This window comes from Lacrimispora sanguinis (genome assembly GCF_044987295.1).
GTDB classification, from domain to species: Bacteria; Bacillota; Clostridia; order Lachnospirales; family Lachnospiraceae; genus Lacrimispora; species Lacrimispora celerecrescens_B.
This window is the reverse complement of the sequence record NZ_CP173277.1, coordinates 2,098,761-2,120,878: the sequence shown is the minus strand read 5'-3', so window position 1 is coordinate 2,120,878 and position 22,118 is coordinate 2,098,761. Positions and strand designations below refer to the sequence as shown.

The window sequence follows — 22,118 nt, the reverse complement described above, 5'->3', positions numbered from 1 at the left end:
GGAAGTACCTGACAGCCTGTCTTTTTTCTTGTGTGCCTTAAAACCAGTGGAATGAATGATATTGACAGCAGGGGATATTATAAAAAGGAAGGGAGTAAGGTGAGCGGACTTATGAAATTTGATGTTTATAAACTGGCGGATAAATACAAGCTGACAGATACGGAAACCCAGATATTAAATTATATTCTGGAAAATAATCAACAGGTACTTCATATGGCAGTACGAGAAGTTGCAAATCAAAATTTTGTATCTGCTGCAACGATCATCAAATTATCAAAAAAGATGGGATATACCGGATATACCGATATGATATACCGGCTTAATTTTATGATTACGAGTCATAGGAAAAATAGAGAAAGACTGTCGGATATTACCAGCTTTATCAGCGATATACCAGATGAATTACTAAATGATTTTATGGGCCAGTTAAAAAAACACAGAAATGATATTATTTTAGTATCTGCTACCGGATTTTCCTCACCACTGGCGGAATATATAGAGCGTAAGCTTCTGGTAACCGGTTTCCGGGTTATTAAGACCAATGCCTATGCAGTATATGATAAAAACCGTCTTGGTGCATCACTTGTTATAGTGGTCTCCAAGAGCGGGGAAACAGATACCATTGCAAAGCTTGTTGACTACGCAAATGAAAATCAGGTGGATATCATATCTTTTACAGGAGAACAGAGCAATTATATTGGCCGCACGTCTACCGTCAATATTCCGATTCTGGATGATAAGACCCTGGATGACCGGAATCTGCAGTCCAATTATTTTTATGCAAGGGTGATTGTGGTATTTGAATATTTAATGAGCCAGGTGTTAGAAGAATTAAATGAGTGCCAGTGAAAGACGCCCATGGCTGATAAAAAAAGAAGAGAGCCGGTAATGGCTCTCTTCTTTTTAACCTCATAAAGCAGCGAAGCGGATTGCGAATATCCGATTGACTTATCCGATCAGATACATTCTGGCTTCATACGGCTTAAGCACATCTGCCTGGCCTTCATCCATATAAGAGCTGATTAACTGCTGTTTCTCACGGTCAAGCTCTTTGGGCAGCTGCAATGGTATTGTTTTATCGTGAAAGTTACAAATTACAAGCAAAGTAGTTTCTTCCAGCGTGCGGGTATAGGCAAAAATATCGGGATCTTCCGGCATTAAGAGCCGGTATTTCCCATCTACGAATACGTCGTGGGTTTTTCTTAATCCAATCAGCTTCTGGTAGACGTGAAAAATAGAGTTTTCATCTGCCATTGCGGCCTCTGCATTAATTTCCGGATAGTTTGGATTCACCTTGATCCAGGGAGTTCCATCAGTAAATCCAGCCTCTCTGCCATGATTCCACTGCATCGGTGTTCTCGCATTATCCCGGCCTTTTGTATAGATAGACTCCATGACATCTGCTTCATTATATCCCGCTCCGGTTCTTTCCCTATAGATATTTAACGTTTCAATATCCCGGTAGTCTTCCATATCATATCTTACATTGGTCATTCCAAGTTCTTCTCCCTGGTAGATATAGGGGGTGCCTTGCATTCCATGAAGGAGAATTGCAAACATTTTGGCAGATTCGATCCGATATTCCTTATCATTTCCCCAGCGGGATACAATTCTCGGCAGATCATGGTTGTTCCAGAACAGGCTGTTCCAGCCTTTTAAGTAAAGGGATTCCTGCCAGGTGGATAAGGCACGCTTTAATTCCAGGAATGGAAGAGGAGCTAAGTCCCATTTTTCTCCGCCCTTTTTCTGGTCAAGGCAGATATGCTCAAACTGGAATACCATGGAAAGCTCACTGCCATCCGGATTGCTGTAACGAACGGCATTGTCCGGATTCGCACTCCATGCTTCGCCTACGGTGACTAAATCTCCTTTCTGAAAGGTTTCCCTGCTTAATTCCTGTATAAATTCATGGAGCTTTGGACCATCGGCTGTGATCATACGGTCAGGCTCCTTGGCAACCAAATCGATGACATCTAACCGGAACCCGCCGACTCCTTTCTCCATCCACCAAAGGATCATATCCCGGATTTCCAGACGAACCTTTGGGTTATCCCAGTTTAAATCTGGCTGTTTCACTGAAAACTGATGGAAGTAGTATTGTCCAAGTTCCGGTACCCATTCCCAGGCTGAGCCTCCAAAAGCGGCTTTCAGTCTATTGGGAGCAGTTCCTTCCACGCCATCCCTCCACACATAATAATCATGATAGGGGTTATCCTTACTTTTTCTCGCCTCTGTAAACCAAGGATGCTCATCGGAAGTATGGTTTAATACAAGGTCCATGATAATCCGGATCCCACGGCTTCCTGCTTTTTTAATCAGTTCTTCCATATCTTCTAAATTTCCGAACATTGGATCAATATCCTGATAATTGGATATATCATAACCATTGTCATCCTGTGGCGAACAATAGACAGGGGAGAGCCAGAGAGCATCTATCCCAAGTTCTTTCAAATAATCTAGTCTGGAGATAATCCCTTGAAGATCTCCGATCCCATCCCCGTTGCTGTCCTGAAAGCTTTTGGGGTAAATCTGATATATAACCGCTTGTTTCCACCATTGTCTGTCCATTTTCTTCTTCCTTCCTTAAGCTTTTACAGAACCGCTGGTCACTCCTGCGATGATCCATTTCTGACAAAAAACATATACAGCTAAAACTGGCAGCAGCACCATTAAATATGAGGCAAAGGCAAGGTTATACTGCGTGGAGAACTGGCCTTTAAACACATACTGGGCCAACTGCAAGGTTTGCTGGCTGGCGTCGCTCAGCAAAACCAGGGGCATTAAGAAGTCATTCCAGGTCCACATAAAGGACAGGATTGCCACCGTAGCGCTCATGGGCTTAAGAAGCGGAAATATAATGCTCCAAAAGGTCTGGAATGTATCCGCCCCATCGATCTTCGCCGCCTCCTCTAATGCCACAGGCAGGGATTTGATGTAGCCTGAATAAAGAAACGTATTCATGGGCAGTCCGAATATAATATAAATTAATGTGATGCCATAGATGTTATCCAAATGAAAGGCTGAGGCCTGCTTTACCAGGGGTAGCATAATCACATTAAAAGGGATAAACATGGCGCTGATAAAATAATAATACATGAGATTAAAAAATCTGCTTTTATCCTTATTCCGTATAATGGCATAAGCTGCCATGGAATTGGTCAGGATTGTAAACACCAGATTGATGCTTGTGATAAAAAATGTATTTAGGAACTTCCTCGGATAATCGGTAAGCTTCCATGCCATGGAAAAATTCTCAAAGTGCAGGGAAGTGGGAAGAGCCAGTATATGTTCCATATCCGACGGTGATTTTAAGGCGATTACCACAGTAATATAAAGAGGGCCCAGGATCACGATAACAGCGATTACTGACAGAAGGATTGTCAGGAGCCAATTGGTCTTTTCTTTCTCTTTCATCAGTTTACTTTCGCCTCCCTTTTTTCTAAGATCTTCAGCTGGAATACGGAAATAGACGCCACAACTAAAAATAATATAACGGCATTGGCTGACTGGTAGGCAAACTGTCCGCCGTCAAATCCTCTCTTATAAATCAACATGGAGATCGTGGTGGTCGCAGTTCCTGGCCCTCCCCCTGTCATTGCCATAATCTGGTCAAATGCCATAAGAAAGCTCTTAACGCTTAATACCATATTGATGGTGAAGAAAGGAGCAATAAGCGGAAAAGTGATCTTGATAAAACGCTGGAGGCCAACGGCACCGTCAACGGATGCCGCGTCATAGATATCCTTATCCACTGTCTGAAGACCAGAGAGATAGATCATGGTGTTAAAGGCCATGGATTGCCAGACAGTAACGAACAAAACCCCCAGCCATGCTTTGCTGGTACCAAGGATATTTACGCTTAGACCAGGGATACCCGCTGTTTTTCCAAATCCCGGAATGATATTGCCAAAGATAAAGTTAAATACAAAACCAATGATTAAAGTCCCCAGCATATATGGCAGGAAATACAGCGCCTTTAGAAGATTCTTTCCCCGGATTTTTCCATTGAGCCCGCATGCCAGCGACAGACTTAAAACGTTTACTAAGACAGTGGCGGAAAGTGCAAACTGGAAGGTAAAGCCATAGGCCTGCTTTATGGAAGGATCCTTAAAAAACTGCAGGAAATTTTTAAATCCGATAAATTCCCAGCTCCCATAGCCCTTCCAGTTGGTAAAGCTGTAAAAGATACCCTTTAGAAAGGGGACCGTATGGAGTAAAAAGAACAGTGCTGCCACGGGAACTACCATAAGATAGAACGCTGGACTGATATGGTTATTTCTATGTTTATTCAATGTGTGATCCTCCTTTTACCAGGCTTAACGGGTATTGAGGATATCATATTGTTCATCGCACTTTTTCAGTGTTGCAGCTATGTTCTCGCTTTCATCCATACCATTTGCTTTGTTTAAGAAAAACTCGGATAAAATAGCGGACAAATTATAACCGTTGGGATAATAATGGTCTACAAAATCAGTAACCTTTCCATCAGCAATATCCTTTGCCAGGCCGGCCACCGAAGCATCCTCCTGTACAACGCCTTCCACCGGTGAAAATGCAAACTGCTCGTTTATATAAAGCTGACTGTTTTCCGGTTCCAACATAAATGCCACAAAGCGCTTGGCAGCTTCCGGGTTCTTGCATTGGTTTGTCACCATAAGCATGACATCGATCCCGGATACAACCTTGTTTTTACTCTTATCATTGGTTGCAGGATAAGCAAACATATCAAGATTGATGGATTCATTGGTTTTTTTGATTTCAGGTACGGCCCATACGCCGTTAATTAACATTGCTGCTTCGCCATTTGCAAAGCTGCGGTTGCCGTCATCATAGGAAGTTCCCATAAAGTCTGTCTGAGCATAATTCACCAGCTTGCTGTATTTTTCCAAAACCTCTTCATGGGTGCCAAGGAAAGTGGCTGTTCCTTCTTTCTTTGCATCTAAAAAGCCTTCGGGCTGGGTTGCCGGTGCCAGAGAGTTCCAGGAGGGTAAGATGGTCCAGCTATCCTTGAAGCTTAATTCAAAGGGCTGGATGCCTGCTGCGGACAGCTTTTCGCATACCTCAATGAACTCATCCCAAGTCTCCGGAATCGTTACACCTGCTTTTTGAAATAAATCTGTATTATAGATAACACCGGAAGCGTTGGCAGCAAAGGGGATGCCATATGCCTTTTCTGCCTTATCCCCATTGATATCATAGACCATCTGCATATAAGAATCATTTATGGTCTTTAATACTTCCTGGTCACTTAAATCCAATAAGATCCCTGCTTCCGTAAGTTCCGTATAGATGTTATCGCCGCCATAGGCGATGATATCCGGCAGATCATCCTTAGTCATCCTGGTCTTTAATACAGTTCCCGCATCTGCCGGGGAATTTAAGGTGACTTCGACATCGGTATTCTGGTTGTTGAATTTATCCACGAGCTTTTGCATGGTGGATACATTTTCCATCTTTGAAGAGAAAAACTCCAGGTGTGCGACTCCCGAATCGGAACTTTTGCCTGAGGTTTTGCCTGAATCACTGCATCCTGCAGCCAGCATCGCTGCCAGGGAGCAGGTCAAACCAACTGCCAACATTTTTTTCATTTTCATATACATCATCCTCGCCCTTTCTGTTTCCTGTTATTTGGTAGTTTCATTATACAAAACAAATCATGACCACCTATATAAGGTATCTGAGATGTTTCGTAAAACATTTTTTACCTTTTTTCTTCCTGGGCGCGATATTGCTCGGGGGTCATCTGATAAAGGCGTTTGAAGGTGTGGATAAAATAGGAGGTGTTATTATAGCCTACATAATCGGCGATTTCGTTTATCTTAAAAACTGTATTTTTTAAAAGCTCCTTTGCCCGTTCCATGCGGTAGGTGATTAAGTATTTGGAAAAATTCATCCCTGTTTCTGATTTAAACAGACGGCTTAAATAACTGGAATTCATAAAATACTTATGGGCTGCCAGTTCATTTAGGGAAATCTCGTACCGGAAATTAAGGGATACGTAATTCTTGATTTCCTCGATGATGCTTCCTTTTTCTTCCTGGGAGCCGCAGGTGTTTTCCAGAATTTTAAACATGTACCGCTTAAGCTCTTCCATGGTACGGAACTGATAAAGATCTGATTTGAAGGAAAATAAAAGATACCGGTTTACTTCTTCTGATTCGGAAGAAGCTTCCCTGCTGCAATAGGCTCTGCTGATTACGGAAAAAATCTGCATGATACCGCTGTACAAGGAATATACATTCCTGCTATCCGACCTGCATTTTTCAAAAAACTGACGGAGAGCAGTCTCTGCCTGCTGGTAGCTTCCCTTCATCACACTTTCGTAGATTGACAGCTCCTCCTGCTGTGTCAGAATCTGTTCCATAGAAAGCTCCGGTTCATATTCAAACACTCTGGTCTTTTCATCAAGCAGTCTTCCGTTAATGGCATATACGCAGTCTCGGTAAGCGTCTCCTAACAGTTCTTCCCCTTTGTAAATCCTACTTATGCCGCAGGTGATTTCTATTTCCCTTTGAGGCAGTTCCTGCTTCAGCCGGTGGTAAAGCTTTTGATCCCACAGCTCATCCTGCCCATCAAACTTCATGGCAATCACCTCGTCCGGCTGCTGGAAATAAAAGACCTGGATATTGGCGTGGTCTGATGCGGATTCTAAGAATTCAGCCAGCTTCTTTGCCTCCTCCCGGCTCAAACGCTGTTTCCCTTGCAATAAGATCATCTGGTAGGAGCGTTCCTTTAGCTGTCCGCCGCACAGATCACGGAAGGTATCCATTAGGGCCCGGTTAGCCAGAATGCCGGAGATATTCACATATTGGAGGGATTCCTGCAAAAGCCTCCGGTCCACCTGCTTCTCAAGCAGCCTTCTCTTTTCTTCTCTGGCTTTTGTAATATCCCATATGGCTTTTTCCAGTTCCTCTGGTTTTACCGGCTTGGTAAGGTAATACCGGACCCCATACTTCATGGCTTCCCTGGCGTAGTTAAAATCCGAATAGCCGCTTACGATAACCACATCCGTTGCAGGGCAGTGTTCTTCTACATAGTTTGCAAGGGACAGCCCGTCCATTTCCGGCATGCGGATATCAGTGATCACAAGGTCTGCGTCCTTGACGGCAAGATAATCTGCGGCCTGCTTCCCGGTTTCGGCTTCCAAACATACGGTGATGTCCATATTAATGTTAGTTAAAAGCTTAACAAGCATTTTTTTTGCGTAATATTCATCTTCCGCTATGATGACTTTCATTCTACCCCTCCTTATTTCTCTTGATCCTCATGTGAATGCAGGTAAAGCTTCCGTACCGGCTTTCCACCACAATTCCGCAATCTTCTCCATAAAAGTTTTTGAGTCTGGCATTTACATTGGCTAACCCGATGCCTGTTCCATCCTCTCCTAACAGGGTGTTGGCTTTTGTATTCCATAATGCATCGTTTAATTCATCCACTTTCTCTTTTGGTATACCGCAACCGTCATCGTACACGGAGATCAAAAGGTAATCTTCCGAATCCTGTGAGACGGATATCTTTAAATAGTCCTGGTCCCGTTTATTCTTAAACGCATGTTGAATGGAGTTTTCCACAATAGGCTGCAGGATGAATTTAATCACCCCATTATTTTCGTATTCCTCAGGGATATCATACTTCACTGCAAAGCGCCCGGGAAACCGGATGGACTGAATGCGGATATAGTTCTTTAGCTGGATCACTTCATCCTTTAAGGTTACAAAATCAGTTCCTTTTATGTTATAGCGGAACATATCCGACAGACTTTCTGTGATGGCAGGGATTTCTTCAATTTCTTCCAGCCTTGCAATGGCGGTAACTGTGTTAAGCGCATTATACAGAAAGTGGGGATTGATCTGGAACTGAAGCATTTTAAGTTCTGTCTGCTTTTGATTGATCTGCATAATATACAGTTTGGTAATGCTGTCATTGATCCTTTTTCCCATATCATTATAGATTTCAATTAGATTGCCAATTTCATCCTCCCTGGGCTCCAATCCTGTTAAAAGCTTTACCTCTCCCTGTCTTGCCTGGTTCATGGTTTCTGCCAGTGCTTTAATGGGACGGCTGACCTGCTTGGATAATATGAGGCTTAAGATTCCGGCTGCAGTCAGGATAAGCATCACCCATGCCATGACATTTAGCATACTTTCCATGCTGGTGTTGATCAGCAGATGCTTTGGGATATACTGTACCAGATACCAGCCGGTGGATTCATTTTTTAAAACAGATGCTATGCAGAGGGTACCATTTAGAAAAAGCTCCCCTGATTCCTTTCCGGAGGCTTCAATTTGTTCCAGATGAGGAAAGGCTTCCTGCTTTTCCTTTTCTGAAAGGTCGGTCTCCAGATTGATGTGGGCGTTTCTGGAATTATAGATGACCTGATCTTTGTATACAATAGCAAAGGAAGATGCCAGACCGTCGGCTGCATCCGTGGAATTAAAATCTTTTGCAATGGATCCAAAATCCAAGTCTGCCAGCAGATATCCATAGGTTTTATACTCGCCGATATCCGAAAGCTGGTGGTATACCGTTAATAGGGAATATCCGGTATTCCCTATTTTCTGAGGATAAGGGATTGTATAGTATTTCTGGCTCTTTGTTTTCCAGGCGACGCTATCGATGGTCTTCCATGCGTTTCCTATATAGTCCTCTGATATATTGTTTATGCTGCAATAGGTGTCTCCTGCAGAAGTCAGGATGGTTATTCTTTGTACATGGGGATTGATGACCGTTAGCATTTTAAGAACGGTCTGCATATAATAGTCCCTTTCATAACGGTCTTTGGGGGTCATATTGCTGGATTTTTCATGGAGTATGACATTGATCTTGGGATCGATGAGATGCAGAAGATTTAAGGAGCTGTTATTTCCCATGGCAATATCTAAGTTCATGTTTTTCTGCTGGTTAGACTGTTTCATGTATTCAATGTTGTAGGTAAGGGCAGAAGAGACCCCCTGAATATAGCAGATGGCAAAAATAACCACGGTAAACAGCAGTAAGAGCAAATAAGTAAGCAGTATTTTGGACTGAAAAGATAATCTGCGGAATCGTCTGATCATAATATTCCTCCTGGTATTCTGGCATGGGTTATGTTACTAAGTGTACTATAAACATAACTTCTTGACCAGTTGCTTTTGCTTGAATCCCTTTCCCTCCCTGTGGTATGATACACGTAATATACCGTATATTTCACCAAATCAGGCAGCGGGCGGATTGCGAAAATCCGCTTGATTTAAAGGCATAAATACGGCCGGGAATGAGGATAATCATGAATCCAGAGATAAAATCCAAATTAAAAGAGGGACGTCCCCATGGCACCAGTTCTTTTCCCTGTGGGATCTACCGGACACAATCAACACAAAAGGGCATTTTGGTAAAGCACCACTGGCACGAGGAAATTGAAATGATCCATTTTCTTAAAGGGCATTTTCGTTTATTAGTCAACATGGAGTCCTATGAAATTAAGGAAGAATGTATTTTTTTTATCAATCCAGGGGAGCTTCATGGAATCATCAGTGAATCCAAAAGCTTAAAAGAGGAGCATGCCATCGTGTTCCAGCCGGGGCTTTTAAGCTTTGACGCCTATGATTCCGCTCAGATGTACTTAATCAATCCCCTAAAAAATAATAAACTTTCCTTTCCCAGATGCATTCAGCCAGATCATCCGTCTTATTCTTCTATCCTGGAGTGCTTTATAAACGTGACTGATTCCTTTGGCGGAGAGGAAGGCTTAGAGCAGCAGGAAGATGTTTTTGAAGCTGTGATCTCCCAGCTTCAGATCAAAGCTTCCCTTCTTAAAATGCTTGCCACTTTGTACCAGTTCCACTTATATTCCGATTCCCACCGCAACACGGATACGCGGGTAGAACTGATCAAAGCCTCTATTACCTTTATCAGGAACCATTACAGGGAAAAGATTTATATCCATGACCTTGCTTCTCTTGCCAATATGAATGAACAGTACTTCTGCCGCTTTTTTAAAAAGGCACTTGGCAGGACTCCAACCGAATACATCAATGATTACCGGATCCGGAAGGCAATCACGTTGCTGGAAACCACCGACCTCCCGATCATGAACATATGTCTGGACTCCGGTTTTTTTAACCTTGGAAATTTTTTGAAAATATTCCGGAAGTATACCGGTACGACTCCCTTACAATATCGGAAAGAAAAGTCAAAATAGTGAATTTTTTAATCATAGAAGTGTAAGACAAATCTTGTTCTGAGAGGTAGAATGAAGCTACTACTGAAAAGAGAGGTTGACATACGATGACTAAGAAATGGTGGCATGACAAAACAGCTTATCAGATTTATCCAAAAAGCTTTCTGGATACCAATGGGGACGGCATTGGAGATTTAAAGGGGATTATCAGTAAATTGGATTATTTGAAGGACTTGGGTGTGGATATCCTGTGGCTTTCCCCGATTTACGTTTCCCCTTTTGCAGATCAGGGATATGACATCGCCGATTATTACAACATAGACCCCAGGTTCGGGACCATGGAGGATATGGAGGAACTCATTGAGAAAGCGAAAGAACGGGAGATGTATATCGTCATGGATCTGGTTGTTAACCATTGCTCCGACGAGCATGAATGGTTTAAAAAGGCATGTGCCGATCCGGATGGAAAATATGGAAACTACTTTTATATCCGTGAGAAAAAAGACGGTAAATCACCGACCAACTGGCGTTCCTACTTTGGGAATTCTGTATGGAGCGATATTCCCGGTACCAATAAGCAGTATCTCCATTCGTTCCATAAGAAACAGCCGGACTTAAACTGGGAAAATGAAGCAGTCCGGGAGGAAGTCTATAAAAATATCAATTGGTGGCTGGATAAAGGATTGGGCGGTTTCCGGATTGATGCAATCATTAATATAAAAAAGGCCCTTCCCTTACAGGATTATGAACCAGACAGGGCAGATGGTTTATGCAGCATCCAGGAAATGCTGTCCCGCGCCAATGGAGTCGGTGAATTTTTAAGCGAAATGCGGGACCGCTGCTTTAAACCTCATGATGCTTTTACCGTTGGAGAGGTCTTTGATGAAAAGCCGGAAGAATTAGATTCCTTTATCGGTGAAAATGGTTACTTTTCCAGTAAATTTGATTTTAATGAAACCATATTCGGCGGAAGTGAAAAGGGCTGGTACGATGCCAAAGCGATCACTCCGGAAGATTATAAGCATTGCTGCTTTGCCGCCCAAAGGCATGTGGGGACTACCGGGTTTTTATCCAACATCATTGAAAACCATGATGAGCCTAGAGGAGTCAGCCATTACCTTCCGGAAGGAGAATGCAGTCTGGAAGCAAAAAAGATGCTTGGCGGCTTAAACTTTATGCTCCGGGGAATCCCCTTTATTTATCAGGGACAGGAAATCGGTATGGAAAATACTGTTTTTTCCAGCATTGATGATGTGGATGATATTGCCACCCTTGACCAGTACCAGACCGCCCTGGAGGCAGGGCACTCACCGGAAGAGGCGCTTAACATTGTAAGCCGTTACAGCAGGGATAATGCAAGAACTCCCATGCAGTGGGATGCATCTGCCAATTCAGGCTTTACAAATGGCACCCCCTGGCTGAAGGTGAACCCGAATTACAGGGATATCAATGTGGCTGACCAGATGAACGATGAACATTCGGTTTTCATGTTCTATAAAAAGCTGATCCAGTTAAGGAAACATCCCAGATGGAAGGAAACCATAATCTATGGAACCCTGGAACCTGTTCTTGAGGATGAAACGAATATTATGGCCTACTACCGGAAAGGGCCGGAAACACTCCTGATCATTGGGAATTTTCAAAAGGATGAGCAGGAAGTACCTCTTCCCCGGATGCCAAAGGAGATTTTGATCAATAATTATCAGGAAGTATCTTATGACGAGACCAGGATTCGTTTAAAAGGCTGGCAGTTCCTTGTATTGGAAATTTAATTGACCAGTGCGGCATAGGTATTTATCGGGAATAATAAGTATAAAAGAGGAAAGCGTTGATACTCATTTCGTGATAGGAAATGAGTATTAATGCTTTTTTTATGCCTATTACACCATCTGGCATCAAAATATGTCATGAATATAAGTAAATATGTTCACTATATGGTCAACATGTTGTGAATAACGTTTAAAATATTTTGATTTGTATTCAAGTATGATAAAATCCCACCACAAGGTAATTACCAGTGTAAACAACTATATATGGAGGAATTTGAGATGAGGGATAAAGTAGTAAAATCCATGCAGAGCTTTTCTAAAGCTATGATTGGGCCAGTGTTATTTTTGCCTGTCGTAGGTATGATGATTGCTTTGACTGCAATTATGACCAATACCGCATTTGTATCAGAAGGTGGGATGCTGTGGACGGTTGGCAAATTTTTTAACAGCATGCTGAATTCTATTATGGGGAATTTAAGTATTTTATTTTGCGTGGGAATTGCAAATGGTATGGCAAAAAAGAAAAAAGCAGATGCATCATTCGTAGCATTGATGTCATACATCATGTTCTTAGGAGCTAACAGCAAGTGGCTGGAGCTGTCAGGAAAGATGATAGAAGGGGCAACTGCCGGAGCTTTATATGGTACAGGTCAAACAATTCAGTTAGGATTTCACGTAACAGATATGGGCGTGTTTCTTGGTATGATCATCGGTGTTCTGGTGGCTCTGGTTCACAACAAGCATTGTGATACCGAGTTTAAGGGCGGCTTTGCTCCTTATGGCAACAGCAAACTTGTTTACATGATCATGATTCCTGTCATTGCAGTATTAAGCATTGGCGTGACCTATGTGTGGCCGGGAGTTGCAAACGGAATATCCGCTTTGACCGGCTTTATGAGCACTGCCGGAGCTGCCGGTGTATTTGTATACGGATTCTTAAACCGGTTCCTGATACCCACCGGGCTGCACCACTTAATCTGGTCACCCTTCCTTTATTCAGCAGTTGGCGGACAGGCGGTGATCGGCGGAGAAAACGTAATTGGTGCAAAGCCGATCTTCCTGGCGCTCTTAAGTGATCCAACAGCCGGAATGATGCCGGATACCAGCCGTTTCCTGACCTATGGTCTGATGAAGACATTTGGTATCATCGGTGTGGCACTGGCTTTCTATGTAACCGCAAAGAAAGCGAAAAAGGCGAACTTAAAGGCTCAGATGATCCCGGCTACTTTAACAGCAGTGATCGCAGGAATTACAGAACCCCTGGAATTTACCTTTATTTTTGCAGCTCCATTATTATGGCTGGTATACTCTGTTCTGGATGGCTTTTTTCAGATGGTAGTTTATTTAATCGGCGTCCGTGTCTGCGCCACCAACGGAATTCTGGATTTCCTTGTGTTAAATCTTCCGGCAGGAATCGGCAGAACCTTATGGCCTCTGTATGTACTGGTCGGCCTTATTGAAATCCTTGTGATTTTCGTTGTCTTTAAGTTTATGATTGAAAAGCTGAACTTAAAAACTCCGGGACGTGAGGATGATGATACGGAAATAGCACTTGATTTAAATGCAAATGCAGTAGCAGTAAAAAAAGAATTAAAAGCAAAACAGTCCGGCGGCGGAGAGACTGAGGAAGACCGGTTGAACCAGGGCAGGACCATCATAGAAGCATTAGGCGGAAAAGAGAATATCTTAAGCCTGGAAAACTGCTTTTCCAGATTAAGAGTGGAAGTTAAAGACAGTACAAGGATTGATGAAGAGACTCTAAAAGGCACTGGAGCAGCCGGTATTATGAAAAAGGGAAATGATGTCCAGGTGGTTTACGGTCTTAGTGTTTCAAAAATGAGAACCTTGGTAGATGATGCATTAGAGAAGATGGAATCAAATAAATAAGGAGATTAGCTATGAATAAAACGTTTAAATTAGTCATTGTAGGCGGCGGCAGTACTTATACACCGGGAATTGTAAAGAGCCTTTTGGATCAGAAGGATCAATTTAAACTTTCCGAATTAAGGCTTTATGATAATTTCAAAGAACGCCAGGACAAAGTAGGAGTTTTGGTAAAAAAGGTAATTGAGATGTTTGATCCGGAAGTGAAACTGGTTCTTACAACAGATCCCGAAGAAGCATTTACGGATGCAGATTTTATCTTTGCCCAGATGCGGGTAGGGCTATATCATATGAGGGAACTGGATGAGAAGATCCCTTTAAAATATGATGTAGTAGGGCAGGAAACCTGCGGACCTGGCGGACTTGCCTATGGTTTAAGAACCATTAACCCAATGGTGGAAATCATCGATTATTGTGAAAAATATGCAAGCAAGGACTACTGGATCGTAAACTATTCCAATCCGGCTGCCATTGTTGCAAAAGCTATGCATAAGCTTCGTCCAGATGCCAGAATTTTAAATATTTGTGATATGCCGGTAGCAATCATGAGAAACATGTCTAACATTTTGGATTGTGACAGAAAAGATATTGTACCGGATTATTTTGGACTGAATCATTTTGGCTGGTTTACAAAAATCCGTGTCGGGGAAGAGGACCGGACAGAAGAATTAAAGGATTATGTAAGAGAACATGGCTATATGCCTCCGGATGACAGAAGTGAAGTACGTCATAATGATGCATCCTGGAAACACACATTTGACAATGCAAAGAATTTAATGAGAATGTTCCCGGACTATCTGCCTAATACCTATATGCAATACTATCTGTTAGGGGATGAGATTGTAAAGCATTCCGATAAGAATTATACAAGAGCCAATGAAGTTATGGATGGACGGGAAAAACGGATTTTCCAGGCGGCTGAACAGTATGAAACAACCGGAGAAATTGATATGACTCCATTCTTTACCGGTGTTCATGGGGAATTTATCGTGGAAGTAGCGATGAGCCTTGCATTTAATTTAAAGAAACGTCATCTGGTTATGGTTATGAACAATGGTGCTGTTAAAAATTTACCGGACGATGCCATGGTAGAAATTCCCTGCTATATTACAAAGGAAGGCCCGGAAGCTACCAGAGTAGGAGAAATTCCGACTTTCTTCAAAGGAATGATCGAGCAGCAGGAGGCTTGTGAAAAGCTGATCGTTGAGGCGGCAATAGAAGGAAGCTATGACAAAGCATTGGCAGCATTTACATTGAACAAGACCATACCATCAGCAATGGTCGCAAAACAGATTTTGGATGAAATGATTGAAGCGAATAAGGATTACTGGCCAGAGTTAAAATAAAATAATAATCAGGCCGGATCTGATTCTGATCTCGCATAACAGGGGAGTATTGATTGAGCCGCGGTGTACTGAAATTCAGTATTACCGCGGCATTTTAGTATGATCTTTATTGCCCTGCGGTTTATTCTTCGGGTTGAGAAAAAAGTATTTGGCACGGGATTGAAATATGGTACAATATAGGGAAGAGCGGCGGGCAGAAAAAGCCGTAATACATATTATTCGGAGGAAGATTATGCAATATCGTGATTTTGGAAGAACAGGAATAAAAGTATCGGCCCTGGGATTTGGAGCCATGAGACTTCCGATCCTTCAGGGAGACCAGGTGGATGAAGACCGGGCGGTATCCATGATCCGCCATGCCATTGATGAAGGGGTAAATTACATTGATACGGCATATCCTTACCACCAGGGAGAAAGTGAAAGAATCGTAGGAAACGCATTAAGGGATGGTTACCGGGAGAAAACCTATCTGGCCACCAAATGTCCGGTATGGAAGCTTGAAAAGCCGGAAGATTTTGATGAAGTTTTAGATGAACAGTTAAAAAAGCTTCAGACAGACCATATTGATTTTTATTTGCTTCATGCCTTAAGCAGAGACCGTTTTGAAGATAAGATCAAAAAATTCGATCTTGTAAAGCGCATGGAAAAAGCAAGGGAAGACGGCAAAATAAAATATCTTGGATTTTCCTTCCATGATTCATATGATGTATTTCAGGATATCCTAGATTATTATGATGGATGGGATTTCTGCCAGATTCAGTATAACTACGTGGACTTAGAGCATCAGGCTGGTTTAAAAGGACTGAAGGCTGCGGCTGACAAGGGACTTGCGGTGGTTGTCATGGAACCGCTTCTTGGAGGAAAGCTGGCTGATCCTGCAGATCATGTAAAAACGGTGTTTCCTGAGGAAAAATCCACGGTGGAATATGCCCTTGATTTTTTATGGGACCAGCAGGAAGTGAGCCTTCTTCTAAGTGGAATGAGCGACGAAAAGCAGCTTCGGGAAAACATAGAATATGCAGACCGCAGCCATATCGGAATGGTGACAGAGGACGAAAAGCAGATTTATAAAAAGGCAAAGGAAATCTTTGATTCCATGGCTTTAGTGGGATGCACCGGATGCCGTTACTGCCTCCCCTGCCCCTTTGGCCTGGAAATCCCGGAAATATTCTCTTATTACAATATGACTGCCGCCCATAAAGAGGACGAGGCAAAGGCCGGATACGAGGCCATGGGAGTAAAGGCAGAAGGCTGTAAGGCATGTCATCACTGCGAAAAGGAATGTCCTCAGATGATTAAGATCAGTGAGGTTATGCCGGAAGTGGCTAAGGTGTTTGCAAAGCTTTAAGCTTAACTGTTTAACAAAGGAGGGACGGTTTATGCTGGAGAAACTTGATTTATCGAAGAAGATAGATAAAAAAACCTACAAAGACACAATGAAAGAGCAAAGCGAAAGGCTGGGCCTTTTGCAGCGGGAGTGCAAGGAAGCAGGCATTCCTGTCATGATCGTGTTTGAGGGCATGGGAGCATCAGGAAAGGGCACCCAGATCAACCGCCTGATTCAGGCGCTGGATCCCAGAGGTTTTGATGTATATGCCAATGATAAATCAACGGAAGAGGAACGGATGCGCCCATTTTTATGGCGTTTCTGGACCAAGCTTCCGGCCCAGGGAAGAATCGCCCTCTTTGATAGAAGCTGGTACCGGCAGGTGACCACCCTGCGGTTTGAAGGCAAGATCCCGGAGACAGCTCTGCCAGAGGCCTTTCAAGATATTCAGTCCTTTGAGCGGCAGTTAACAGACGATGGCATGGTCATCATAAAGCTGTTCCTCTATATATCAAAGGATGAGCAAAAGAAGCGGTTTAACCGGCTCGAAGCCTCGAAGGAAAACAGCTGGCGGGTGACAGAAGAGGACTGGCGCAGAAATAAGGAATACGGCCGTTTTTTAGAAATCTCAGAGGAGATGCTTCAGAGGACGGACATGGACTGTGCTCCATGGACTATCATCGAGGGCACTGATAAGGACTTTGCCTCCGCCAAAATCATCACCCAGGTGTCAGACTGCTTAGAGGATGCCCTAAGGCAGAGGAAGCTAAGGGGAGATAGAAAAGAAAAAGAGGTGCCGGTCCGTTCAGAGAAATTCCAGAACGGAGTCTTATCCGGCGTGGATTTATCAAAGACCTTGACAAAGGAAGAATATAAGAAGGAGATGAGCCAGCTGGGAGAAAAGCTGGAATCCCTTCACAGCCAGATATACCGGTTACGAATCCCTGTAGTCCTTGGCTTTGAGGGCTGGGATGCGGCAGGAAAGGGCGGGGCAATCAAGCGTCTGACCAGCAATCTAGACCCCAGAGGCTATAAGGTATATCCAACTTCGGCTCCCAATGATCTGGAGCGGCTCCATCATTACCTGTGGCGTTTCTGGAATCATGTGCCAAAAGCAGGCCATATTGCCATCTTTGACCGGACCTGGTACGGCCGGGTCATGGTAGAACGGATCGAGGGATTTTGCAGCGAGGCTGAGTGGAAGCAGGCTTATCAGGAAATCAACGAGATGGAGAACCACATGGCAAATGCCGGAGCCGTTGTCATTAAATTCTGGCTCCATATTGATAAAGATGAGCAGGAAAAACGCTTTAAAGAGCGTCAGGAAAATCCGTCGAAGCAGTGGAAAATCACGGAGGAGGACTGGAGAAACCGGGAGAAATGGGATCAGTATGAATCTGCGGTCAATGAAATGCTGGTGCGGACCTCCACCACCTATGCTCCCTGGGTGGTAGTGGAAGGAAACTGTAAGTATTATGCCAGGGTTAAGGTGTTAAAGACTGTCGTGGAGGCCTTGGAGTCAGAGATAAAAAAAAGAAAGAAAAATTCATGACCGCTTGTTTTTTCCCTCTTTTTCGTGTAAAGTAAGAAAATAGTGAACGAAAGCAAATCCCTTTCAGGGATAGAAAGAGGAAGCCCCTTCCAGGGATACCTTTATGCCCAGAAAGCATGGGAAGGAAAGAGGAAAGCATGAATACGGTTTTAATCGTGGGCGGTGGCGCTGCAGGGATGCTGGCTGGAATAGCAGCAGCCATGAAGGGCGGTACCGTCCACATTTTTGAGAAAAATGAAAAACTTGGAAAAAAGGTCTATATCACCGGAAAGGGACGCTGCAATGTAACCAATGCCTGTGATACAGAGGAGCTGTTCGGAAACGTAGTAACCAATGCCAAATTCCTATACAGCAGCTTTTACGGCTTTACCAATTTTGATATGATGGACATGTTAGAAGAACTTGGCTGTTCCTTAAAGACAGAACGGGGAAACCGGGTATTTCCGGCTTCTGATAAGTCTTCCGACGTAATAAAGGCTCTTACAAAAAGACTTTTAGACCTTGGAGTCTCCATCCATTACCGCACCCAGGTGGAGAATCTTTTGATAGAAAACGGCAGCCTTAAGGGGCTGGTTATAAAAGACGGTGGAAAAAATACAAAGGTGCACGGAGATGCGGTGATCGTAGCCTGCGGCGGATTGTCCTATCAGGCAACCGGCTCCACAGGAGACGGGTATGAGATGGCAAAAGAAGCCGGACACAAGGTTACCCCTCTTTCTCCTGCCCTGGTTCCCTTTGTGGTAGAGGAGCCGGTGGTAAAGGAACTGCAGGGCTTATCCCTTCGCAATGTGGAGGCCTCCATATTAAACGGGAAAAAGGTGGTTTATAAGGAATTCGGGGAAATGCTGTTTACCCATTACGGGGTCAGCGGTCCGGTTCTTTTAAGCGCCAGCAGTTATGCGGTAAAGGAACTGAAGAAAGGGCCTTTGACCCTTTCCATAGACTTAAAGCCGGCTCTTTCCGAAGAACAGCTTGATGCCAGGATCCTGCGGGATTTTGAAGAGGCTGCGAACAAGCAGTTTAAGAATTCTCTGGAGCATTTGTATCCTTCCAAGCTGGTGCCGGTCATGGTGGATCGAAGCAATATACCGCCGGAGAAGAAGGTCAATGAAATTACAAGAGAAGAACGCCAGCGTCTTGTCCGTGTAACCAAAGGCTTTCTCCTGACCCTTACAGGACTTCGGGGCTACAATGAGGCCATCATCACCCAGGGCGGTGTTTCTGTTAAAGAGGTAAACCCATCCACCTTGGAATCCAAGCTTCTTCCCGGCCTTTATTTTGCCGGGGAAGTGCTGGATCTTGATGCAGTGACCGGAGGCTTTAATTTACAAATCGCCTGGTCCACCGGATGGGCGGCCGGAAGTGCTGCCGGAGAGGAGAAATTCAACGAATGAAAAAAGTTTATAATATAGCCATAGACGGACCGGCCGGGGCAGGAAAAAGCACCATTGCAAGGTCTGTTGCAGAAAAGCTAAACTTCGTATATGTGGATACAGGAGCCATGTACCGTGCGATGGCACTGCATTTTTTAAGAAATGGGATACCGGCAGATGATGAGGTAGCAATATCAAAGTCAGCAGGAGAGGTGAACGTCACCATTACCTATGAGAACGGGATGCAGCAGGTGATCTTAAACGGAGAAAACGTTTCCGGACTGATCCGCACGGGGGAGGTCAGCGCCATGGCTTCTGCGGCTTCCGTTTATATGTCGGTACGCAATAAGTTGGTGGAGCTTCAAAAGAATCTGGCCTTAAAAGAAAATGTCATTATGGATGGACGGGATATCGGAACCTGCGTCCTTCCTGAGGCGGACTTAAAGATTTATTTAACAGCCAGCAGCCTGGTCCGGGCAAAAAGACGGTATGAGGAGCTTAGGGCAAAGGGAGAAGAATGCAGCCTTAATGACATTGAAAAAGATATCATTGAACGGGATTACCGGGATATGAACCGGGAGAATTCTCCCCTTAAGCAGGCAGAGGATGCTGTCCTTGTGGATTCTTCCTCCATGACCGTTCCACAGGTAGTGGACCGGATCCTTGCACTTTTTCAGGAAAGAAAAACGGAAGGAGGCAGCCTATGGAAGTGATTGTTGCCAAAACCGCCGGGTTTTGTTTTGGAGTAAAGCGGGCGGTAGAACAGGTTTATGAACAGCTGAAAAGAGACGACAAGCCCATCTATACCTACGGCCCCATTATCCACAACGAGGAAGTGGTACGTGATTTAGAGGAAAAGGGAGTAAAGGTCCTTCATTCGGAAGAGGAACTGGAAGCGGTCAGGGATGCAGTTGTTGTCATAAGGTCCCACGGAGTAGGGAAGCGGATTTATGAGATCATGGAGCGAAACGGGATCGAGATTGTAGACGCAACCTGTCCCTATGTGAAGAAGATCCATCGCATTGCCGAGGAGCAAAATCAGGCGGGAAGACGGCTTCTTATTATCGGCAATGAATCCCATCCGGAGGTGGAAGGTATTAAAGGCTGGGGAAATGACAATACTTTAGTGGTGGAAACACCCGAGCAAGTGGAAAGATTACCTCTATCGGAAGGGGAAAAGCTGTGTATTGTATCACAGACGACATTTAATTACAATAAATTTCAAGATTTAGTTGAAAAAATTTCTGAAACGAGGTATGATATACTTGTTTTAAATACGATTTGCAATGCAACACAGGAAAGACAGGTGGAAGCAAAGCGGATAGCTTCAGAAGTGGATGCCATGATTGTTATAGGCGGAAAAAGTAGTTCTAATACCCAGAAGCTGTACGACATATGCCGAAGGGAATGTAAGAACACTTACTATATCCAGACACTAGGTGATTTAGATCCTGATTGTGGAAATTCTGTGCGCAGCGTAGGTATTACAGCCGGGGCTTCAACCCCGAATTATATTATCGAGGAGGTTCATACTAATGTCAGAGTTAAGTTTTGAACAAATGTTAGAAGAATCATTGAAAACTATACGTACAGGAGAGATCGTCACTGGTAAAGTCATCGACGTAAAGGAAGATGAAATCGTCTTGAATATAGGTTACAAGTCCGACGGCATCATTCCGCGTAGTGAGTACACGGATGACCAGAATTTAGATCTTACAACTGTTGTACAGGTTGGTGAAGAGATGGAAGCCAAAGTCATCAAGGTAAACGATGGCGAAGGCCAGGTAGCCCTGTCTTACAAGAGACTGGCTGCAGACAGAGGCAATAAGAGATTAGAAGAAGCATTTGAAAACCACGAGGTACTTACTGCAAAAGTTGCGCAGGTACTTGACGGTGGTTTAAGTGTGGTTGTAGAGGGAGCAAGAGTCTTCATTCCTGCAAGCCTGGTATCCGATACTTATGAGAAGGATTTATCCAAGTATGCAGATAAGGAAATTGAATTTATCATTACCGAATTCAATCCTAAGAGAAGAAGAATCATCGGCGACAGAAAGCAGATCATGGTTGCTAAGAGAGCTGAACTCCAGAAGGAATTATTTGAAAGAATCCATACAGGCGATGTTGTAGAAGGTACCATCAAGAATGTAACCGATTTTGGTGCATTTATTGATCTTGGCGGTGCTGACGGTCTGCTTCATATTTCCGAGATGAGCTGGGGCAGAGTTGAGAGCCCGAAGAAAGCTTTCAAGGCTGGTGAGAAGATCAAAGTCCTGGTTAAAGATATCAACGGTGATAAGATCGCCCTTAGCTTAAAGTTCCCAGAGACCAATCCATGGAAAGATGCTTCTACAAAATATGCAGTAGGCAACGTAGTAAGCGGTAAAGTTGCACGTATGACTGATTTCGGCGCATTTGTTGAGCTGGAACCAGGCGTAGATGCACTGCTTCACGTATCCCAGATCTCCAAAGAGCATGTGGATAAACCTGCTGATGTTCTGGCGATCGGCCAGGAAATCGAGGCTAGAGTGGTTGATTTCAATGAAGGCGATAAGAAGATCAGTTTAAGCATTAAGGCACTTCAGTCACAGGATGAGGCTGCAGATGACGCAGCAGTATATTCTGACGAAGTTTAAGCATAATAGAAGATAGAACCGATAAGGAAGTGGAGAGATCCACTTCCTTTTTAGTGCAAAAAACCTGTAGAAAGA

General features: G+C 43.7%; 17 protein-coding genes. 11 read left to right on the top strand and 6 right to left on the bottom strand.

Annotation, left to right across the window (positions count from 1 at the left end):
* The first annotated feature begins 51 nt into the window (after positions 1-51).
* Positions 52-849: a MurR/RpiR family transcriptional regulator gene (locus tag ACHZES_RS09890; RefSeq protein ID WP_395548097.1), complete on the top strand. Its 798-nt coding sequence runs from the start codon at positions 52-54 to the stop codon at positions 847-849.
* A gap of 99 nt (positions 850-948) precedes the next feature.
* Here ACHZES_RS09890 and ACHZES_RS09885 read toward each other — a convergent pair whose 3' ends face one another.
* The 6 genes from ACHZES_RS09885 to ACHZES_RS09860 all read right to left on the bottom strand — a co-directional run bounded on the left by ACHZES_RS09885 (position 949) and on the right by ACHZES_RS09860 (position 9,056).
* Positions 949-2,568: an alpha-glucosidase gene (locus tag ACHZES_RS09885; protein WP_395548098.1), complete on the bottom strand. Its 1,620-nt coding sequence runs from the start codon at positions 2,566-2,568 to the stop codon at positions 949-951.
* A 15-nt stretch (positions 2,569-2,583) separates the two neighbouring features.
* Entirely contained in the window at positions 2,584-3,414 is an 831-nt protein-coding gene (locus ACHZES_RS09880) for a carbohydrate ABC transporter permease (RefSeq protein ID WP_395548099.1), read from the bottom strand.
* Positions 3,414-4,292, bottom strand: a complete 879-nt coding sequence (locus tag ACHZES_RS09875) for a carbohydrate ABC transporter permease (RefSeq protein WP_038283742.1) — start codon at positions 4,290-4,292, stop codon at positions 3,414-3,416. The genes ACHZES_RS09880 and ACHZES_RS09875 overlap by 1 nt, the downstream gene beginning before the upstream one ends.
* A gap of 24 nt (positions 4,293-4,316) precedes the next feature.
* Complete coding sequence (locus ACHZES_RS09870) at positions 4,317-5,594, bottom strand: ABC transporter substrate-binding protein (RefSeq protein ID WP_038283740.1); 1,278 nt, start codon at positions 5,592-5,594, stop codon at positions 4,317-4,319.
* A 107-nt stretch (positions 5,595-5,701) separates the two neighbouring features.
* Positions 5,702-7,237 carry a response regulator gene (locus ACHZES_RS09865; RefSeq protein ID WP_395548100.1) on the bottom strand — a complete coding sequence of 512 codons (1,536 nt, stop codon included), beginning with the start codon at positions 7,235-7,237 and terminating at the stop codon, positions 5,702-5,704.
* 1 nt (position 7,238) lies between these two features.
* The gene (locus tag ACHZES_RS09860; protein ID WP_395548101.1) at positions 7,239-9,056 is read right to left on the bottom strand and encodes a sensor histidine kinase; all 1,818 of its coding nucleotides are present in this window, start codon (positions 9,054-9,056) and stop codon (positions 7,239-7,241) included.
* Positions 9,057-9,265: 209 nt separating this feature from the next.
* On the opposite strand from ACHZES_RS09860, the gene ACHZES_RS09855 reads away from it, so the two are divergent.
* The 10 genes from ACHZES_RS09855 to rpsA all read left to right on the top strand — a co-directional run bounded on the left by ACHZES_RS09855 (position 9,266) and on the right by rpsA (position 22,043).
* Positions 9,266-10,180, top strand: a complete 915-nt coding sequence (locus ACHZES_RS09855) for an AraC family transcriptional regulator (protein WP_154522324.1) — start codon at positions 9,266-9,268, stop codon at positions 10,178-10,180.
* An 86-nt stretch (positions 10,181-10,266) separates the two neighbouring features.
* On the top strand, positions 10,267-11,931 hold the full coding sequence (locus tag ACHZES_RS09850) for an alpha-glucosidase (RefSeq protein WP_395548102.1): 1,665 nt from the start codon (positions 10,267-10,269) through the stop codon (positions 11,929-11,931).
* A gap of 276 nt (positions 11,932-12,207) precedes the next feature.
* A complete protein-coding gene (locus ACHZES_RS09845; RefSeq protein ID WP_395548103.1) occupies positions 12,208-13,815 on the top strand; it encodes a PTS transporter subunit EIIC in 1,608 nt (535 codons plus the stop codon).
* Positions 13,816-13,826: 11 nt separating this feature from the next.
* The gene (locus ACHZES_RS09840) at positions 13,827-15,158 is read left to right on the top strand and encodes a 6-phospho-alpha-glucosidase (protein ID WP_154522318.1); all 1,332 of its coding nucleotides are present in this window, start codon (positions 13,827-13,829) and stop codon (positions 15,156-15,158) included.
* A 232-nt stretch (positions 15,159-15,390) separates the two neighbouring features.
* Positions 15,391-16,506: an aldo/keto reductase gene (locus ACHZES_RS09835; protein WP_395548104.1), complete on the top strand. Its 1,116-nt coding sequence runs from the start codon at positions 15,391-15,393 to the stop codon at positions 16,504-16,506.
* Between the two features lie 31 nt (positions 16,507-16,537).
* Positions 16,538-18,037, top strand: coding sequence for a polyphosphate:AMP phosphotransferase (gene pap / locus ACHZES_RS09830; protein WP_395548105.1), 1,500 nt, complete (start codon positions 16,538-16,540; stop codon positions 18,035-18,037).
* Between the two features lie 137 nt (positions 18,038-18,174).
* Positions 18,175-19,431: an NAD(P)/FAD-dependent oxidoreductase gene (locus ACHZES_RS09825; protein ID WP_395548213.1), complete on the top strand. Its 1,257-nt coding sequence runs from the start codon at positions 18,175-18,177 to the stop codon at positions 19,429-19,431.
* Positions 19,428-20,123, top strand: a complete 696-nt coding sequence (gene cmk, locus ACHZES_RS09820; RefSeq protein ID WP_038283725.1) for a (d)CMP kinase — start codon at positions 19,428-19,430, stop codon at positions 20,121-20,123. Before ACHZES_RS09825 ends, cmk begins: the two co-directional genes overlap by 4 nt.
* Positions 20,114-20,965, top strand: a complete 852-nt coding sequence (ispH, locus tag ACHZES_RS09815) for a 4-hydroxy-3-methylbut-2-enyl diphosphate reductase (protein WP_038283723.1) — start codon at positions 20,114-20,116, stop codon at positions 20,963-20,965. The genes cmk and ispH overlap by 10 nt, the downstream gene beginning before the upstream one ends.
* Entirely contained in the window at positions 20,946-22,043 is a 1,098-nt protein-coding gene (gene rpsA / locus ACHZES_RS09810) for a 30S ribosomal protein S1 (protein WP_038283721.1), read from the top strand. The genes ispH and rpsA overlap by 20 nt, the downstream gene beginning before the upstream one ends.
* Positions 22,044-22,118: the final 75 nt, after the last annotated feature.

Coding starts and splice junctions, on each gene's coding strand:
- ACHZES_RS09890 (WP_395548097.1), top strand. CDS start 52: ATGAATGATATTGACAGCAGGGGATATTATAAAAAGGAAGGGAGTAAG.
- ACHZES_RS09885 (WP_395548098.1), bottom strand. CDS start 2,568: ATGGACAGACAATGGTGGAAACAAGCGGTTATATATCAGATTTACCCC.
- ACHZES_RS09880 (WP_395548099.1), bottom strand. CDS start 3,414: ATGAAAGAGAAAGAAAAGACCAATTGGCTCCTGACAATCCTTCTGTCA.
- ACHZES_RS09870 (WP_038283740.1), bottom strand. CDS start 5,594: ATGAAAATGAAAAAAATGTTGGCAGTTGGTTTGACCTGCTCCCTGGCA.
- ACHZES_RS09865 (WP_395548100.1), bottom strand. CDS start 7,237: ATGAAAGTCATCATAGCGGAAGATGAATATTACGCAAAAAAAATGCTT.
- ACHZES_RS09860 (WP_395548101.1), bottom strand. CDS start 9,056: ATGATCAGACGATTCCGCAGATTATCTTTTCAGTCCAAAATACTGCTT.
- ACHZES_RS09855 (WP_154522324.1), top strand. CDS start 9,266: ATGAATCCAGAGATAAAATCCAAATTAAAAGAGGGACGTCCCCATGGC.
- ACHZES_RS09850 (WP_395548102.1), top strand. CDS start 10,267: ATGACTAAGAAATGGTGGCATGACAAAACAGCTTATCAGATTTATCCA.
- ACHZES_RS09845 (WP_395548103.1), top strand. CDS start 12,208: ATGAGGGATAAAGTAGTAAAATCCATGCAGAGCTTTTCTAAAGCTATG.
- ACHZES_RS09840 (WP_154522318.1), top strand. CDS start 13,827: ATGAATAAAACGTTTAAATTAGTCATTGTAGGCGGCGGCAGTACTTAT.
- ACHZES_RS09835 (WP_395548104.1), top strand. CDS start 15,391: ATGCAATATCGTGATTTTGGAAGAACAGGAATAAAAGTATCGGCCCTG.
- pap (WP_395548105.1), top strand. CDS start 16,538: ATGCTGGAGAAACTTGATTTATCGAAGAAGATAGATAAAAAAACCTAC.
- ACHZES_RS09825 (WP_395548213.1), top strand. CDS start 18,175: ATGAATACGGTTTTAATCGTGGGCGGTGGCGCTGCAGGGATGCTGGCT.
- cmk (WP_038283725.1), top strand. CDS start 19,428: ATGAAAAAAGTTTATAATATAGCCATAGACGGACCGGCCGGGGCAGGA.
- ispH (WP_038283723.1), top strand. CDS start 20,114: ATGGAAGTGATTGTTGCCAAAACCGCCGGGTTTTGTTTTGGAGTAAAG.
- rpsA (WP_038283721.1), top strand. CDS start 20,946: ATGTCAGAGTTAAGTTTTGAACAAATGTTAGAAGAATCATTGAAAACT.